The organism is Herbidospora yilanensis, assembly GCF_001570565.1.
Taxonomy (GTDB): Bacteria; Actinomycetota; Actinomycetes; order Streptosporangiales; family Streptosporangiaceae; genus Herbidospora; species Herbidospora yilanensis.
The window spans coordinates 152,214-169,967 of record NZ_BBXE01000031.1 but is presented as its reverse complement, the minus strand read 5'-3'; the positions used below and the strand labels follow the sequence as shown (position 1 = coordinate 169,967).

Genomic DNA, 17,754 nt, shown 5'->3' with positions numbered 1-17,754 from the left:
CCCCCGCCGTGCCCGGCGCTCACCACCGCTCCCGGCCCCCGCCGCGACGACACCTCTGGGGCCACCCGCTACGACCCTCCCACCAGGGCGTCGCCGATCGCCGTGCGCTGGTAGAGGACCTCGCGCCCCAGCCGCTGCCGGGACACCAGCCCGCCGTCCGACAACACCGTCAGGTGCTGCGAGACCGCGCCCGGGGTCAGCTCCATCACCCGGGCCAGCCCGGACGTCGAGGCCGGCATCTCCAGCGCCGTCAGGATGCGGGCCCGCGTGCGCCCGATCAGGGCCGACAACGCGCCGGGCACCTCCTCGGGGCCGCGCTGCCACAGGTTGCCCATGCCCCGGGCCGGATAGACGAGCATCGGCCGGTAGGGCGCGTGCATGACCGACACCCGGTCGAGCGGCTGGAACACGCTGGGCAGCAGCACCAGCCCGGCGCCGCCGAGCTCGCCCCAGTGGATGCAGCCCTTGTCGGCGATCAGCCGGTCGCCGTGCCAGGTCACCGACGGGTGGAGGGCGGCGAACAGGTCGCGCACCCCGCCCTCGGCCAGCCGCCGCGACCGGTAGAGCACGTCGGCCTCCAGGATGCCGCGCACCTTCGGCCAGAACTCCTGGAACACCAGCGTCCAGTACGACTCCAGCGCGTCGCCCACCCAGGCGAGCGTGCCGGCCGGGTCGTGGTCGAAGCGGCCGGCCATCCCGGCGCTCCGCGGCGCCGACCGGGCGACCTCGGCCCGCGCGACCCGGGGGTCGGTGGCCCGGACCCGGGCGAGTTCGGCGGCGAAGTCGGGCTGGTGGGTGTCGGGCGTGGGCGTGAGGAAGTCGGGCACGTATCCGGCGGCCGGCACCAGGCCGGTCAGCTCGGCCAGCCCGAGCGCGGCGAGCCGGTCGCGCACCGCCCGCGACCACGGCACCTGCGCGGTGTGCAGCGCGGCGCCCTGGACGGCCCGGAGGCTGGCGATCACCTCCCACATGGGCGAGAAGGCGAACCGCGACCGCGCCACGTCACCGGGCGTGAACAACCACTCCACGGCCATAGGTCAGCAACCCCCGTCTTTTGCCCATTTCAGACCATGTTTTAGCAGAGGCTAAATCGATCGCGTCGGCCCGCGCCCGCTCACGACCCTTGACCCCATGGCCGCACCCCCCATCCAGCGCTCCCCCGTCCGCCGCTTCGTCCACTCCCGCGTCGGCGGGCTGCCCCGGGAGTTCTGGGTGCTGTTCTCCGGGACGGCCGTCAACAAGCTCGGCGCGATGGCGCAGCCGTTCATGGGGATCTACCTGACCCAGTCGCGCGGCGTCTCGGTCGCCATGACGGGGTTCGTCCTCATGTTGTGGGGGTGCGGGTCGCTGCTGTCGCAGCCGGTGGCGGGGTTCCTGGCCGACCGGATCGGGCGGCGGGCGACGCTCACGGGCGGCATGGTCGCCACCGCCGCGACCATGATCTTCCTCGGTTACGCCCGGGACCTGACCGCGATCGCCGCCGGCATGTTCGTGCTGGGGATGGTCGTGGACACGTACCGGCCGGCCTCCCAGGCGATGCTGGCCGACCTGGTGCCGCCGGAGGACCGGCCCCGGGCCTACGGGCTGCTCTTCTGGGCGATCAACCTGGGCTTTTCGGTCGCCATGGTGGCCGGGGGGCGGCTCGCGTCGGGCGGGTTCCTGCTGCTGTTCTGGATCGACGCGGCGGGTTGCCTGATCTTCGGCTTCCTGGTCTGGCGGCTGATCCCGGAGACCCGGCCGCCCGCGGCGGAACGGCTCCCCGGCGGCTACCGCGACGTGCTGCGCGACCGGACCATGGTCGCGTTCGTGCTGATGAACCTGGCCTACACGTGCACGTATCTGCAGGCGTTCCAGACGCTGGCCATCGCGATGACCCAGCGGGGACTCCCGCCGGAGGCGTTCGGCACGGCGATCGCGCTCAACGGCGCGCTGATCATCATCGTCCAGCCGATCACCACGGCCTGGCTGACCAGGTTCTCGCCGAGCCTGGTGCTGGCGTCGGGGTTCGCCGTGGTGGGCGTGGGGTTCGCGCTGCAGGCCTTCGCCACCACGACCCTCCAGTACGCCCTGGCCGTCGCCGTCTGGACGTGCGGCGAGATCCTCACCGCCGGCATGCCCCTGGCGATCACCTCGGCGCTGGCGCCGCCCCACCTGCGCGGCCGGTACAACGGCCTCTACGGTCTGTCGTGGTCGGTCGGCGCGGCGGTCACCCCCGTGCTCGGCACCCGGCTGCTGGAGGTCGGCCACGAGGCCCTGTGGCTGACCACCGGCGCGCTGGGTCTGGTGGCCGCGGTCGGGCAGTTGCTGCTGGCGCGCGCGATCCGTAATAGGACCAGGACACAACAGTCATAATTCGGCAATACCCTGGCCCGAAATGGAAGACAGAGGTTCGGGTCCGGCACTGGTGATCGCGGCCGTCGTCGGCGTGGCCTCCGCCGCCGCCGTCGGCGCCACGCTGGCGATCCAGTTCGGGCTGCCGCCACAGGTACGGGCCGCCTTCCAGCCGACGCCCGACTACACGGCGGGGGTGATGTTCCCCGCCCTCGGGGCCTACATCGCGGCCCGGCGGCCCCGCCTGCCGATCGGCTGGCTGATGATCGCCGGTGGCGTGTTCGAGCTGGCCAGCGTGTTGTTCTCCGCGCTGATGGTGCAGGCCGAGAGCGGCGGCGACCTGGACGCGGCGGCCCTCCACCGGATCGTCGGCGTCGCCGCCTGGTCGCTGGGCGGCGGCTTCCTCGCGATCCTGGTGCCGCTGTTCTCCATCGGCGGGCGGCGGCCGTCGAAGGGCTGGAGCGTCTTCGGCGTCGTCGCCGGAGTGATCATCGTGACCCAGACGGCGCTCCGGGTCGGCCGCCCCGCCCCGCCCGCGCCGACGCTGGGCATGTCGTCGGTCATCCCCAACCCGCTCGACTTCGGCATACCGCGCGAGATCTTCGTCCCGGTCGCCGACTCGGTGTGGCTCGCCGAGCAGGGGTGCATCCTGCTGGCGCTGGCCTCCATGGTCGTCCGGATGCGCGGCGCCGACGCGGCGACCCGGCGGGCGATCGCCTGGCCGGCGCTGACCTTCGCGGTCTACGCGGTGCTGGTGGTGACCGGCGATCCGGCCTTCCACACCTTCCTCGTGGGCTGGGTCGCGCTCATCCCCGTGTCGATCGCCTTCTCGGTGTTGCGGCACGGGCTGTTCGGCATCGACGACGTGCTCAGCCGGACCCTGGTCGTGGCCGGGACGGTGGCCGGGGTGAGCGCCGTCTACTTCGCCGCCGGCGCGGTCTTCAGCCTCATGGCCGCCGAGTACGACATCCTCGCGGGCCTGGGCGCCGCCCTGTTCGCGGGCGCGTTCTACCAGCCGCTGCGCCGCCTGATCCAGCGTGGCATGGACCGGCTCCTCTACGGCCCGGTCGGCGATCCGCGTTTACTGACCGCGCGGCTCGTCGAGGAGGTGCGCAACGCCGACCCGGCGGAGGCGCTGGCCGCCGTGGTCGACGTGGTCCGCGACGGCCTGGCGGTCGGCGGGGCCGCCGTCGAGGTCGTCAACGGCCTCCACGTCGCCTCGGGCCAGGTCGGCGCCGCCCCCCGGGAGCTCCCGCTCGTCTGGCACGGCGAACCGGTCGGCCGCCTGCTCCTGGGCGCCCCCGAGGGCGGCAGGTTCGGCGCCGCCCACGACGAACGTGTGGTCGCCACCCTGCTCCCCTACGTCGCCGACGTCGCCCACGCCGTCCGGATGGCCAGTGACCTGCAACGCTCCAGGGAGCGCATCCTGGCCGCCCGCGAGGAGGAGCGCCGGCGGCTGCGCCGCGACCTGCACGACGGCCTCGGCCAGACGCTCGGCGCGATGGCGATGACGCTCAACATGGCCCGGCTCAACATCAAGGGCTCCCCCGCCACGGCCGACCACCTGCTGCGCGACCTGCGCTCCGGCATGGACGCGGTGGCCGGCGACATCCGCGAGCTCGTCTACGGCCTGCGCCCGCCCGCGCTCGACGACCTCGGCCTGGTGGAGGCGATCCGCACGCTGGCCGCCGACACCCTCGACTCCGGCACGGCCACCCACGTGAGCGCCGACGGGGCCATGGACGACCTCCCGGCGGCGGTCGAGGTGGCGGCGTACCGGATCGCGCAGGAGGCGCTCACCAACGTGCGGCGGCACGCCCACGCCAAGCGGGTGACGATCACGCTGGCGCTGCGGGACGGCCTGCTGACCGTCCGGATCGCCGACGACGGGATCGGGCTGCCCGAGGTGCGCCGGGCGGGCGTCGGCACCTCCTCGATGCGGGAGCGGGCGGCCGAACTCGGCGGTTCGTGCGCGATCACCGCGCCCGACACCGGCGGTACGATCGTGGCCGCCCGGCTGCCGTTGACCGGCACCATGTGACGTTGCTCTACGCTTACCAGAACCATGGTGATACTTCGGGCCCTGGGGCCGTTCCAGGCCATTTCCGACGGGCGGCCGCTCGACCTGGGAGGTCAGCGGCAGCAGGCCGTTCTGGCCCGCCTTCTGGTGGCGGGCGGGCGGGCCATTCCCGTCACCACGCTGATCGACGAGTTGTGGCCGGGGCGTCCGCCCGTGCAGGCGCTGTCGACGATCCAGGGCTACGTGTCCCGCCTGCGGCGGGCGCTGGAGCCCGGCCGGGCGCCGCGTGAGGAGGCCGGCGTGCTCGTCTCGGCCCCGCCCGGTTACGCCCTGCGCGCCGACGTCGGGAACGTCGACGCCTGGCACTTCGAACACCTGGTGAAACGCGACGACGGCGGCGACCTGACGGCCACGCTGACCCGGCTCGACACCGCGCTCGCGTTGTGGCGGGGCCCGGCGCTGGCCGAGTTCGGCGACCTGCCCTGGGCCCAGGCCGAGGCGCAGCGGCTCGACGACCTGCGGCTGATCGCGGTCGAGCGGCGCGCCGACGCGGCCGTCCGGCTGGGCCGCAGCGCCGCGCTCATCCCCGACCTGGAGGCGCACGCCTCCGCCCACCCGCTGCGTGAGGAGGCCTGGCGGCTGCTCGCCCTGGCCCTCTACCGGGCCGGCCGCCAGGCCGACGCGCTCGGCGCGCTGCGCCGGGCCCGCGACGTGTTGCGCGACGACCTCGGGCTCGATCTGGGCCCCGCGCTCCAGCGGCTGGAGCAGGACATCCTCGGGCAGGCCGCCCACCTCGACGGGCCGGTCACCCCGCCCGCGTCGGGGTCCGCGACCCGGTCGGCCGGGGTGCTGCGGGTGGTCGTGGCCGACGACCAGGCCCTGGTGCGCACCGGGCTGAAGGTGGTGCTCGACAGCGAGCCCGGCCTGGAGCTGGTGGCCGAGGCCGAGAACGGCGAGCAGGCGATCCAGCAGGTCCACCTGACCCGGCCCGACGTCGTGCTGATGGACATCCAGATGCCGCGCCTCGACGGCCTCGCGGCGGCCCGGCGCATCCTGGCCGAGGCCGACCCGCCGAAGGTGGTCATGATGACCACCTTCGGCACCGACGACAACCTCTACTCGGCGCTGCGCGCCGGGGTCAGCGGCTTCGTGCTGAAGACCTCGGCGCCCGAGCAGCTCATCGCCGCGATCCGGGCCGCCGTGGCGGGCGACGCGCTGATCGACCCGGCCGTGACGACCCACCTCATCGCCGCCTTCGCGGGCCGGCACAACCCGGCGGCGCCCGGCGGGCTGAGCGACACCGAGGTCGACCTGGTCCGGCTCATCGCGCGCGGCTTCACCAACCGCCAGATCGCCGTCACCCTGGCCGTCGACGAGTCGGAGGTCGCGGCCGAGGTGACCGGCCTGCTCAAACGCCTCGACCTGATCGACCGCGCCCAGCTCGTCGTGCTCGCCTACGAGTCGGGGCTCGTCAGCCCCGGAACGTGACACGGGTGCTTATCGTCACATTGATGAAAATAGCGGCGTCCCCGTAGGCTGGCCCCGTGGCCCAACTCCGCATCGCACTCGCCCAGACCAATCCCGTCGTCGGCGACCTCGCCGGGAACGCCGACCGGCTCGTCGAATGGACCGGCAAGGCCCACGCGGGCGGCGCCCACCTGGTGGTCTTCACCGAGATGTTCCTGACCGGCTATCCGGTCGAGGACCTGGTGCTGCGCGCCTCCTTCGTCGACGCCTCCATCGCGACCCTGGAGAGCTGCGCCCGCCGCCTGGCCGACTCCGGTTACGGCGACCTCCCGGTCGTCGTCGGCTACGTCGACCGCGCCGACCGGGTGGCCCGGGTGGGCCAGCCGAAGGGCGCCCCCCTCGACGCCGCCGCCGTGCTCCACCGGGGCCGGGTGGTCGTGCGCACGGCCAAGCACCACCTGCCCAACTACGGCGTCTTCGACGAATACCGCTACTTCGTGCGCGGCGACCGCCTGCCGGTCTTCCGCCTCCACGGCGTCGACGTGGCCGTGGCGATCTGCGAGGACCTGTGGCAGGAGGGCGGCCCGGTGTCGGTGGCCGGCGCGGCCGGCGCGGGCCTGCTGGTGGTGCCGAACGCCTCGCCGTACGAGCGGGAGAAGGACGACGTGCGCCGGGACCTGTGCGCCCGCCGCGCCCGTGAGGCCGGCTGCGCCCTCGCCTACGCCAACCAGGTCGGCGGCCAGGACGAACTGGTCTTCGACGGCGACTCCCTCGTGGTCGGCGCCGACGGCGCGCTGATCGCCCGCGCGGCCCAGTTCACCGAGGAACTGCTGTTCGCCGACCTCGACCTCCCCCGGGGGTCGGGCGAACCCGGCGAGTCGGTGTTCGACGCCGGCGACGGCACCGTGATCACGGTCGAGCGGATCGTGCTCTCGGAGGAGCCGGTGAGCTTCGAGCCGAGGGAGCCGGTCGTCGCCGACCGCCTCGACGACGCCGCCGAGGTCTACGGCGCCCTCGTGCTCGGCGTGCGCGACTACGTGGAGAAGAACGGCTTCCGCTCGGTCATCCTGGGCCTGTCGGGCGGCATCGACTCGGCCCTGACCGCCACCATCGCCGCCGACGCCATCGGGGCCGACCGGGTCCACGTGGTCTTGATGCCCTCGCGCTACAGCTCCGGCCACTCGATCGCCGACGCCGAGGAGCTGGTGCGCCGCCAGGGCCTGCACTCCCGGATCCTGCCCATCGCCGACACGGTGGCCGCCTTCGAGAAGGAGGTCGAGCTGACGGGCCTGGCCGCCGAGAACCTCCAGGCCCGGGTCCGCGGCATGTTCCTCATGTCGTTGTCGAACCAGCACGGCCACCTGGTGCTGACGACCGGCAACAAGAGCGAGCTGGCGGCGGGCTACTCGACCCTCTACGGCGACTCGGCGGGCGGCTTCGCGCCGATCAAGGACGTGCCGAAGACCCTGGTCTGGGAGTTGTCGCGGTGGCGCAACACCCAGTCCGACCCGCCGCCGATCCCGGAGAACTCGATCACCAAGGAGCCCAGCGCCGAGTTGCGGCCCGACCAGCGCGACACCGACTCACTGCCGCCCTACGAGGTCCTCGACCGGCTGCTCGACGACTACGTCGAGAAGGACATGGGCCGCGACGCGCTGATCGCGGCCGGGCACGATCCCGAGCTGGTGCTGCGCATCATCCGGCTGGTCGACTTCGCCGAGTACAAGCGGCGGCAGTATCCGCCGGGCCCGAAGATCAGCCCGAAGAACTTCGGGCGCGACCGCCGCCTGCCGATCACCAACAAGTGGCGCGAGATGCCGTCGTGACGTCAGTTCACCGCCTTCGCCCGGGGCGGTGAGCTGACGGCCCAATGGTGGAAGCCGAGCCCGATTTCCCAGAACACGATCGAGCACATGGGCCAGAAGAAGTGATCGGAGTCATACCCGGCGAGCGTGCTAGCCAGGCCGAGCGGCCCGATCGTCGTGGCCGCCCACTCCTACGGCGGGGATCGTCGCCGCCCAACACCGCGAAGGCGCTGATGTACGTCGCCGCGTTCGCCCAGACGAGGGAGAGTCCCCGCCGCAGCTCCAGACCAGGTTCCCCGGCAGCCGGCGTGGCGGACCATCCCCTCCTACCACCTGGTCGCCGGGAACGACCAGGTGCCGCCCGCCGCGGCGCAGCGGTTCATGGCGCAGCGGGCCGGGTCGCGGATCCGCGAGACCGCCGCGACGGCCGACCTCATCAGGCGCGCCGCCGGCCGCTGACGCACCGGCTCCGATGACAGGTATCGGTACCCATAACCATCCGTGCACGGCTCACTGAGCTGGATGTTCGATGGGTACCGTTACCCAATCGAACCTTGACGCCCAACTTTGTAACGCCTACGTTAACCGCATTCGGGGAGTCGATTAAAACGATTCAATGCACCCGGGAGGGCCCCCATGAAAACCCCACCCCCCGCGCTTCGGACGGTTGTGGCCGTCCTCGCGACAGCGGCCCTGACCGCCTGCGGCGCGAGCGGCGACGAGCAGGCCGGCGAGCAGGCCGGCGGTTCCGTCACCCTCTCCTTCCTGACGGGGAGCGACCAGTCCACGGTCGACACCTCAAAGGCACTGGCCGACGCCTTCATGAAGGCCAACCCGAACATCAAGATCGAAATCGAGAACCAGCCGGGCGGCAGCGAGGGCGACAACATCATCAAGACCCGCCTGTCCACCGGCGAGATGAGCGACGTCTTCTGGTACAACTCCGGTTCGCTGCTCCAGGCGCTCAACCCCGCCCAGACCATGGTCGACCTCACCGGCGACCCGGTCCTGGCCAACGTCCAGCCCGACTACCTGCCCGTCGTCAGCCAGGACGGCAAGGCGTTCGGCGTGCCGGCGACCACGCTGGCCGGTGGCGGCATCCTCTACAACCGCAAGGTCTACGAGCGGCTCGGCCTGCAGGTGCCCAAGACCTGGGACGAGTTCATGGCCAACAACGAGAAGATCAAGGCCGCGAACATCACGCCGGTCGTCTCCACGTTCAAGGACACCTGGACCTCGCAGCTCTTCGTCCTGTCCGACTTCTACAACGTGCGGGCGGCGACGCCGAACTTCGCGGCCGACTACACGGCGGGCAAGGCGAAGTTCGCCACCACCCCGGCGGCCATCGGCGGCTTCCAGCACCTGGCCGACGTCCACGCCAAGGGCTACATGAACAAGGGCTTCGGCTCCGCCGTGCTCGACCAGGGCCTGAAGATGCTCATCGAGGGCACCGGCGCCCACTATCCGATGTTGACGACCCTGTTGCCCGCGCAGCTGGAGAACTACCCGCAGACGGCCACCGACGTCGGCTTCTTCGGCCTGCCGGGCACCGACGCGGCCAAGCACGGCGCGACCGTGTGGGAGCCCGCGGCCCTCTACATCGCCAAGACCACCGAACACCTCGACGCGGCCAAGAAGTTCCTCGCCTTCGTCGCCTCCCCCGCCGGGACCGACGCGGTCACCGCCGCGGTCCGCCCGTCGGGGCCCTACCGGGTCAAGGGTTCCAAGCTGCCGGAGGACGCGCTCCAGGTCGCCAAGGACCTGCAGGTGTACATCGACCAGAGCGCGACCTCCCCGGCGCTGGAGTTCCTGTCGCCCATCAAGGGCCCGTCGCTGGAGCAGATCACCGTCGCGGTCGGCTCGGGGCTGACGCCCCCCGCCGAGGGCGCCGCCCAGTACGACAAGGACGTCGAGAAGCAGGCCAAGCAGTTGGGCCTCGCGGGGTGGTGACCAAGCAAGCCGGGCCCCGCACGGGGCCCGGCCCGGCCCGGACCCGCCGCCGCTCCAGACCGCTGACCAGGAACAGGTCGCCCTACCCCTACTGGCTCTACCTCCCGGCCGGGGCGGTGTTCCTGCTGATCTTCCTGGTGCCGACGGGGCTGGCCTTCTACTTCTCGCTCACCCGGTGGACGCTGTTCGACAGCACGTTCGTGGGGCTGGAGAACTTCCGCGACTTCCTGGCGGAGCAGAACCTCCGCGTCGGCTTCCAGAACACCCTCGTGTACGCGGTCCTCACCAGCGGGCTGAAGGTCGTGCTCGGCCTGGGGCTGGGGGTGCTGCTCACCGGCAGGCTGCGCCTGCGCGGTTTCCTGCGCGCGGTCGTGTTCTTCCCGGTGCTGGTCTCCACGGTCGCGGTCGGCATCACCTTCAGCGCGCTGCTGCGGCCCGACACCGGGCTGGTGAACAGGGCGCTGGCGGTCGTGGGTATCTCCGGACCCGACTGGCTGGGCGACGCCACGACCGCGTTGTTGTCGGTCGGGCTGGTGGACGTATGGGCGGGCGTCGGGCTCGCCACCGTCATCTACATCGCCGGAATCCTGTCGATCCCGCAGGACTACTACCAGGCGGTCGCCGTCGACGGCGGCACCGCCTGGCACCGCTTCCGGCACGTCACCCTGCCGCTGAGCTGGCCGGCCACCTACTCGGTGATCATCCTGTCGCTGATCGGCGGGCTGCGCTCGTTCGAGTTCGTCTGGACGATGACCCGCGGCGGCCCCGGGTTCAGCAGCGACGTCATCGCGTCGATCATCTACAAGCAGTACCAGGCCGGGTTCTTCGGCCTGTCCACGGCGGGCAACGTGCTGCTGTTCCTCATCGTGACGGCGCTGGTGCTCCCGCTGAACCACTTCCTCGGCAGACGGCAGGTGACGTGATGAGATCGCTGAAGCGTGCGGGAGCCGAGGGCGTGGTGCTGCTCCTCGCGACCGTGATCTTCCTGGTGCCGTTCTCGTTCATGGTGCTCACGGCGGTCAAGGACGACGTGCAGTCGGCCGACCTCGACTTCGCCTGGCCGACGAACTGGCCGATCGTGCAGAACCTCGTCGAGGTCATCGAGGCGCGCGACTACATCCTCCTGCGTGCCTTCGTGAACAGCATCATCCTCACGGTGGCGTCCGTGACGCTCATCGTGATCGCGGGGGCGATGGCGGCCTTCGTCCTCCAGCGCAGGCCCGGGCGGGTCGGCGCGGTCGCGAACTTCCTCGTCCTGACCGGGCTGATCGTCCCCCCGGCCGTGGTGCCGACGATCTGGTTGTTGCAGGCCATCGGCCTGTTCAAGACCCTGCCCGGGTTGGTGCTGGTCGAAGTCGCCTTCGGGCTCGCCTACGCCATGCTGCTGTTCCGCGCGTTCATCGCGGCCATCCCCCGCGAGCTCGACCAGGCGGCCATGATGGACGGTTGCGGAGGGTTGTCGCTGTTCTTCCGGGTGATCTTCCCGCTGCTGCGGCCGGTGACGATCACGGTGGTCCTCACGAGTTCGGTGCGGGTCTTCAACGACTTCGTGAACCCGCTCTACTTCCTGCCCGGCGACGACAACGCGACCGTGCAGGTCACCCTCTACAACTTCCAGAGCCAGTACAGCACGCAGTGGAACCTGCTGTTCATGGACATCGTGCTGATCACGATCCCCCCGTTGCTGGCCTTCGTCTTCTTCAACCGCAAGATCGTGGCCGGCATGACCGCCGGCTCCATCAAGGGATGACATGACTTCTCTGCACGTCGGCCCGGTCACCTTCGAGCACCATCGTGATCCTCTCGGCATCGGCGAAGCCACCCCCCGGCTGTCCTGGGTGGTCCGCACCGAACTGCCCGGATGGCTGCAGCAGGCCTACGACATCGAACGCAGCGACGGCTCGACGACCCATGTGGTCTCCGGCGAATCGGTCCTGACGCCCTGGCCCGGCCGGCCGTTGCGGTCGCGCGAACGCCTGGGTGTACGTGTGCGCGTACAGGGCCGGGACGGTTCCGCGAGCGACTGGAGTCCGTGGTCGGAGGTCGAGGCCGGGCTGCTCGAACCCGCCGACTGGCGGGCCGGCGCCACCGCGCCTCCCCGGGACCTGCTCAGCGGAGCGCCTCTGCTGCGCCGCGACTTCCGGGCGCGGGCCGCCATCGCCTCCGCCCGCCTGTACGTCACCGCTCACGGCCTCTACGAGGTCGAGGTGAACGGCCGGCCGGTCGGCGACGACGTCCTGGCCCCCGGCTGGACCAGCTACCACCATCGCCTCCGCTACCGCACCCACGACGTCACCGGGTTGCTGCGGGAAGGCGACAACACCATCGGCGCCACCCTCGCCGAAGGCTGGTACACCGGCCGATACGGCTTCCACGGCGGCGTCTCGGCCATCTACGGTGACCGCACCTGCCTGATGGCCCAGCTGGAGATCACCTACGCCGACGGCACCGCCGACACCGTCACGACCGACGAACGGTGGCGAAGCGCTCCCGGGCCGGTCGTCTCGGCCGGTCTCTACGACGGGGAGCACTACGACGCCCGCCGGCTCCCTCCGGGCTGGTCGTCTCCGGGCTTCGTCGACTCGGCCTGGCGCCCGGCCGAGTCGCTGTCCCATGATCCGGCGCTGCTGGTCGCTCCCACCGGTCCGCCCGTGCGCAGAATCGAGACGATCTCCCCGGTCGCGGTCGGCACCGGCCCCGCCGGGGAGACGATCCTCGACTTCGGCCAGAACATCGCCGGCCGCCTGCGGATCCGCGTGCAGGGCCCCGCCGGGCACACCGTCTCCCTGCGCCACGCGGAGGTGCTCGACGAGACCGGCGCCCTGGCCCTGCGCCCGCTCCGGCACGCCGCCGCGCACGACGCCTACACGCTCGCAGGCGGCGTCCCGGAGGAGTGGGAGCCGCGCTTCACCATGCACGGATTCCGCTACGCCCAGGTCGACGGCTGGCCGGGTGACCTGGATCCCGCCGACGTCGTCGCCGTCGTGTGCCACACCGACATGCGCCGCACCGGGCACTTCGAGTCGTCCGACCCCCAGCTCGATCGCCTGCACGAGAACATCGTGTGGAGCATGCGCGGCAACTTCGTCGACCTGCCGACCGACTGCCCGCAACGGGACGAGCGGCTGGGCTGGACCGGCGACATCCAGGTGTTCGTGCCCACCGCGTCCTTCCTCTACGACTGCGCGGGTGCCCTTTCCTCCTGGCTGGCCGACCTCGCCGCCGAACAGCGTGAGCTCGGCACCGTTCCGCTCTACGTCCCGTGGATCTCCCTCGACCCCTTCCGGGAGATACCGCCGACCGCCGCATGGGGTGACGCGGCGGTGGTGGTGCCCTGGGTGCTCCATGAGAGAACCGGGGATCTCGGGCTGCTCCGCGCGCAGTACCCGAGCATGACGGCGTGGGTCGACCAGATCGCCGCACTGGCCGGACCGAGCCGGCTGTGGGACACCGGCCCGCAACTGGGCGACTGGCTCGATCCGACCGCCCCGCCCGAGCGGCCCTTCGAGGCGCAGACCGACCCCGGCCTGGTGGCCACCGCCTATCTCGCCCACTCGGCGCGGCTGGTGGCCAGAACCGCCGCGCTCCTCGGCGAGACCGAGGACGCCGAGCGCTATCACGAACTGGCCGGCCAGGTCGCCGCCGCGTTCGACGCCGCGTACATCACGGAAGAGGGCAAGGCCACCAGCGATTCGCAGACCGCCTACGCGCTGGCCCTGCGGTTCGGCCTGGTGAACGGCGACCGGCGGCGCGAGTACGCGGGCCGGCGGCTCGCCGAACTCGTCCAGGCGAACGGGCATCGCATCGGGACTGGTTTCGTCGGCACTCCGCTGATCTGCGACGCCCTCACCGAGGGCGGGGCCGTCCACGACGCCTACCGGCTGCTGTCGCAGACCGAATGCCCCTCATGGCTGTACGCGGTGACCATGGGCGCGACCACGATCTGGGAACGCTGGGACAGCATGCTGCCCGACGGAAGGATCAACCCCGGCGAGATGACCTCGTTCAATCACTACGCCCTGGGTGCGGTCGCCGACTGGATGCACCGCACGATCGCCGGCCTGGCCCCGGCCGAACCCGGTTACCGCCGCCTCCAGGTACGGCCGGTTCCCGGGGGCGGCCTCACTCATGCCCGCGCCCGGCACGAGACCCCCTACGGCCCTGCCGAGGTGAGCTGGGCCCTCGGCGACGACGGCTTCACGCTGGAGGTGACGGTGCCGCCCAACACCTCGGCGGACGTCCGTCTTCCCGCCGATCCGGGCCGGCCGATCGAGGTCGGATCGGGCCGGCACGTCTTCCACGTGCCCGGAGGCGGACGATGATCGACGATCTGGAGACCCGGACCCGCCTGCTCGCCGGGCAGGACACCTGGTCGCTGCCCGCCGTGCCGCAGATCGGGCTCAGGTCGCTGGTGATGTCCGACGGCCCGATCGGCGTGCGCGGCACCGAATGGCGCGGCGCGGACACCTCGATCGCGCTGCCGAGCCCGACCGCCATGGCCGCGACCTGGGACATCGGCCTGATCCGGCGGACGGGCAACCTGCTCGCCCAGGAGGCCCGGCGAAAAGGCGTGCACGTTCTGCTGGCCCCCACGGTCAACCTGCACCGCAGCCCCCTGGGCGGCCGTCACTTCGAGTGCTTCTCCGAGGACCCGCTGCTCACCGGGGAGATCGGCGCCGCGTACGTGTCCGGGGTGCAGGAGGGCGGTGTCGGGGTCACCGTCAAGCACTTCGTCGCCAACGACTCCGAGACCGACCGGATGACCGTGAACGTGCTGGTCGGCGAACGAGCGCTCCGGGAGTTGTACCTCGCGCCGTTCGAGCACATCGTCAGGAAGGCCTCGCCCTTCGGGATCATGGCGGCCTACAACGGCGTCAACGGTTCGGCGATGACCGAGCACAACCGGCTGCAGAACGACGTCCTGCGGGGCGAATGGGGCTACGACGGCGTCATCGTCTCCGACTGGTCCGCCGCCAGGGACACGGTCAGGGCCGCCCTCGGCGGCCTGGACGTGGCCATGCCCGGCCCCGTCACCGTGTTCGGGGAAGCGCTCGCGGCAGCCGTACATGACGGAGATGTTCCAGAGGAGGTGGTGGACGCCCAGGTGAGCCGGGTGCTGAGGCTCGCCGCCCGCGTCGGGGCGCTCGGCGAAGCACCGGAGATCACGGTCGGCGAGGTCGACGGCGTGGCGCTCGCCAGGGAGGTGGCGGTGAGGTCGGCGACGTTGCTGGTCAACGACGCGGTCCTGCCGCTGCGGCCCGGCGCCCGGATCGCCCTGATCGGCGGTCTCGCCACCGACGCCCGGGTCATGGGCGGCGGCAGCGCCCAGGTCTTCCCCGACCATGTCGTCTCACCGCTCGAAGGTCTGCTCCAGGCGGGCGCCGCGGTCACCTACACGCGAGGCGCCGACGCGAGCGATCGGTTCCGGGTGGCGCAGGACGGTTTCGCGCTGCGCGTCGTGGTCCGGGACGCGGCGGAATCCGTGCTCGCCGACCTGCCACTCCCGGACGGCCTGGTCATGTGGATGGGCGAGCTCCCCGCCGGGCTCGACGCGGCGTCGATCTACTCGGTGGAGGTCACCGGAACCTTCACGCCCGCGACCGCCGGCCTCCACGCCTTCGGGGTGGAGGGAGCGGGCCACCATCGCCTCACGGTCGACGGCCGGCCGCTCTTCGACGGCCGTATCCCGCCCGCCGATATGGGCGACCCCGTCGGCGACATCTTCCTGCCGCCCCAGCGCGAGGTCGCGATCGAGGTCGACGGGCCGGTCACGGTCAGCCTGCTGCACACCGAGCCGCCGCTCCTGTCCGGCGGCCTGTTCCCCGCCGTCGTCTTCGCGCTCGGACACCGCGCCCCCGAGACCATGCGCGACCCGGACCTTCTCCTGGAGGAGGCCGTGGCCGCGGCGGCGGAGGCCGAGGTGGCCGTCGTCGTGGTCGGTACCTCCAGGGAAGTCGAGAGCGAAGGATTCGACCGGACCTCGCTGCGCCTGCCCGGCCGCCAGGACGAGCTCGTCAGCCGGGTCGCGGCGGCCAACCCCCGAACGGTGGTCGTCGTCAACGCCGGAGCTCCGGTCGAGATGCCCTGGCGCGAGGAGGTGGCGGCGATCCTGCTCACCTGGTTCCCCGGTCAGGAGGGCGGCCACGCCCTCGCCGACGTGCTGCTGGGCAGGGCCGAACCGGGCGGACGGCTCCCCACCACGTGGCCGGCGACGCTCGAAGACTGCCCGGTGAGCCAGGTGAGCCCGGAGAACGGAACGTTGTCCTACGACGAGGGCGTCTTCATCGGCTACCGGGCCTGGGATCGGGCGGCGAAGGCGCCGGCGTTCTCCTTCGGTTCCGGCCAGGGTTACACCCGCTGGGATTACCAGGAGGCCTGGCGTCAGGACGAGGACGTGATCGTCCGCATTCGCAATTCCAGTGATCGGGCCGGACGCGAAGTGGTGCAGGTCTATGTGCGCCCCGCCGTCGAGAATCCCGATCTGCCCGTACGCCGTCTCGCCGGTTTCGCCGTCGTGGCCGCCGATCCCGGCGAAAGCGCCGAAGCGAGGATTCATATCCCCGAACGTTCGTATCAGAGCTGGACCTCCAATGGGTGGCGGCGCATGTCGGATGTATGGGTGATCGAGGTTTCCCACTCTTTGCACGACACCAGACTCGTGATCGAATAGGCGTTTTCGGGAGGACTTCCATGGCCACGCAGAACCGGCGGCGGCGCGTGACGATCGCCGACGTGGCCGGCCACGCCCAGGTTTCCACCACGGCCGTCTCGAAGGTGATCCGCAACGCCGACGGCGTCAGCCCCGCGACCAGGAGCCGGATCCAGGCCGCCATAGCCGAACTCGGTTATCGCCCTCAGGCGGCCGCGCGGGGAATGCGTGGCCGCACCTTCACCATCGGAGTGGTCCTCCCGCACATACGCAACCCCTTCTTCGCCGACATCCTCGACGGCCTCCACGAGCATCTGGACGGCACCGGCTATCAAGCGATCATGGTGCAGGGAGGCGCCACGCGTAAGGCCGAGAAGGCGGCGGTCGAGGCCCTGCTCGACCGTCAGGTGGACGGCATCATCAACGTCGCACCCCTCGCCTCCAAGAACCGCATGGAGGAAGTGGCGAAGGAACGGCCGTTCGTGGTGCTCGCGCGCCACGAGAAGTCGACCGCCTACGACTCGGTGTACGACGACGACCAGACGGGAGCCGAACTGGTCGTCGAACACCTCATAGAACTGGGACACCGCCGGATCGCGCACATCACGCACCAGGACAACGCGATCGCGCGACCGGCCGATCTGCTGCACATCATAAGAGCCGAGACCTACAAGCGGGTCATGCGCGAGCACGGGCTCGAAGACGAGATCGCCGTCGCGACCACCTTCTACTCCGAACAGGGTGGTTATGACGGAGCGCGTGAGTTGCTGAAGCGGTCTCCCCGTCCGACGGCGATCTTCGCGGGCGCCGACCAGGCCGCGATCGGCGCCCTCGCCGCCATCCATGAGGCCGGCCTGCGGGTTCCCGAGGACATCTCGATCTCGGGCTACGACAACACCCTGCTGGCCGCCCTTCCCAACATCAACCTGACCAGCGTCGACCAGGACGGCTTCTCGATGGGCCGCGTGGCGGGCCGGCTGCTGCTGGAGCGCATCGAGGGACGAACGGTGGCGGCACGTTTCTCGGTGGCGCCCAAGCTCGTCGCCCGCCGCTCGACGGCGCCGCCGCCCTCCGCCAAGACTTGACAGAGTCCTGTCGATCGGGCTTTCACTTGCCGCATGGCAGGATCTCAACGCACGATCCCATTCATGGACGGAATGGCCTTGGGACTGGGCCTGAACGATCTCACGGGCGCCGTCGGCTCGCTGCCCGCGCAAGCGGGGATACCGCACCCTGCTCACCTACGGCAGGGTCGCCGGCCTGTTCGGCAGTTACGCGATGTACAACTCCAACGGCGTCTTCCTGTGGTGGATGGTGGGTCAGATCGCCATCGACGTTCTCGACGATCCGGACCTCAATCCCGACGGCATCTGGTCCAACTCCGGTGACTCCGGTTCGGTCGTGGTGAACGAAGCCGACGAGATCATCGGCCTGCATCACGCGGGCGACGCCACGACAGGCTACGCAAGCGACTTCGGGCCGCTCGCGATCGCCCTCGACGTCTGGCTCTAGACGACCTGCGCCGGCCGTCC

At 71.2% G+C, this 17,754-nt stretch carries 13 protein-coding genes; 11 read left to right on the top strand and 2 right to left on the bottom strand.

The window, feature by feature from the left end:
• Nucleotides 1–68: 68 nt before the first annotated feature.
• On the bottom strand, nt 69–1,034 hold the full coding sequence (locus AW273_RS25270; RefSeq protein ID WP_062352875.1) for an ArsR/SmtB family transcription factor: 966 nt from the start codon (nt 1,032–1,034) through the stop codon (nt 69–71).
• 97 nt (nt 1,035–1,131) lie between these two features.
• Between AW273_RS25270 and AW273_RS25265 the strand changes: the two genes are divergently transcribed.
• Genes AW273_RS25265 through AW273_RS25250 form a run of 4 tightly spaced genes read left to right on the top strand, consistent with a single transcriptional unit; the run spans nt 1,132 to nt 7,644 of the window.
• Nucleotides 1,132–2,352, top strand: a complete 1,221-nt coding sequence (locus tag AW273_RS25265) for an MDR family MFS transporter (protein ID WP_062352872.1) — start codon at nt 1,132–1,134, stop codon at nt 2,350–2,352.
• A 22-nt stretch (nt 2,353–2,374) separates the two neighbouring features.
• A complete protein-coding gene (locus AW273_RS25260; RefSeq protein ID WP_062352869.1) occupies nt 2,375–4,372 on the top strand; it encodes a sensor histidine kinase in 1,998 nt (665 codons plus the stop codon).
• A gap of 24 nt (nt 4,373–4,396) precedes the next feature.
• Nucleotides 4,397–5,839 carry a BTAD domain-containing putative transcriptional regulator gene (locus tag AW273_RS25255; RefSeq protein ID WP_062352866.1) on the top strand — a complete coding sequence of 481 codons (1,443 nt, stop codon included), beginning with the start codon at nt 4,397–4,399 and terminating at the stop codon, nt 5,837–5,839.
• A gap of 56 nt (nt 5,840–5,895) precedes the next feature.
• Complete coding sequence (locus tag AW273_RS25250; protein ID WP_062352863.1) at nt 5,896–7,644, top strand: NAD+ synthase; 1,749 nt, start codon at nt 5,896–5,898, stop codon at nt 7,642–7,644.
• Nucleotides 7,645–7,949: 305 nt separating this feature from the next.
• Here the strand turns inward: AW273_RS25250 and AW273_RS38795 are convergent, their stop codons facing one another.
• A complete protein-coding gene (locus AW273_RS38795) occupies nt 7,950–8,087 on the bottom strand; it encodes a hypothetical protein (protein ID WP_232327583.1) in 138 nt (45 codons plus the stop codon).
• A 172-nt stretch (nt 8,088–8,259) separates the two neighbouring features.
• Here AW273_RS38795 and AW273_RS25245 point away from each other — a divergent pair, with 172 nt between their 5' ends.
• From AW273_RS25245 to AW273_RS25215, 7 genes are all read left to right on the top strand, one after another.
• Entirely contained in the window at nt 8,260–9,573 is a 1,314-nt protein-coding gene (locus AW273_RS25245; protein WP_062352859.1) for an ABC transporter substrate-binding protein, read from the top strand.
• Entirely contained in the window at nt 9,570–10,496 is a 927-nt protein-coding gene (locus AW273_RS25240; protein WP_198168340.1) for a carbohydrate ABC transporter permease, read from the top strand. Before AW273_RS25245 ends, AW273_RS25240 begins: the two co-directional genes overlap by 4 nt.
• Entirely contained in the window at nt 10,496–11,323 is an 828-nt protein-coding gene (locus AW273_RS25235; RefSeq protein ID WP_062352856.1) for a carbohydrate ABC transporter permease, read from the top strand. Before AW273_RS25240 ends, AW273_RS25235 begins: the two co-directional genes overlap by 1 nt.
• 1 nt (nt 11,324) lies before the next feature.
• Entirely contained in the window at nt 11,325–13,895 is a 2,571-nt protein-coding gene (locus AW273_RS25230; protein WP_062352853.1) for a glycoside hydrolase family 78 protein, read from the top strand.
• A complete protein-coding gene (locus tag AW273_RS25225; protein WP_062352850.1) occupies nt 13,892–16,243 on the top strand; it encodes a beta-glucosidase H in 2,352 nt (783 codons plus the stop codon). Before AW273_RS25230 ends, AW273_RS25225 begins: the two co-directional genes overlap by 4 nt.
• A gap of 20 nt (nt 16,244–16,263) precedes the next feature.
• Nucleotides 16,264–17,307: a LacI family DNA-binding transcriptional regulator gene (locus tag AW273_RS25220; RefSeq protein WP_157556124.1), complete on the top strand. Its 1,044-nt coding sequence runs from the start codon at nt 16,264–16,266 to the stop codon at nt 17,305–17,307.
• A gap of 193 nt (nt 17,308–17,500) precedes the next feature.
• On the top strand, nt 17,501–17,734 hold the full coding sequence (locus AW273_RS25215; RefSeq protein WP_062352848.1) for a hypothetical protein: 234 nt from the start codon (nt 17,501–17,503) through the stop codon (nt 17,732–17,734).
• The last annotated feature ends 20 nt before the right edge of the window (nt 17,735–17,754 follow it).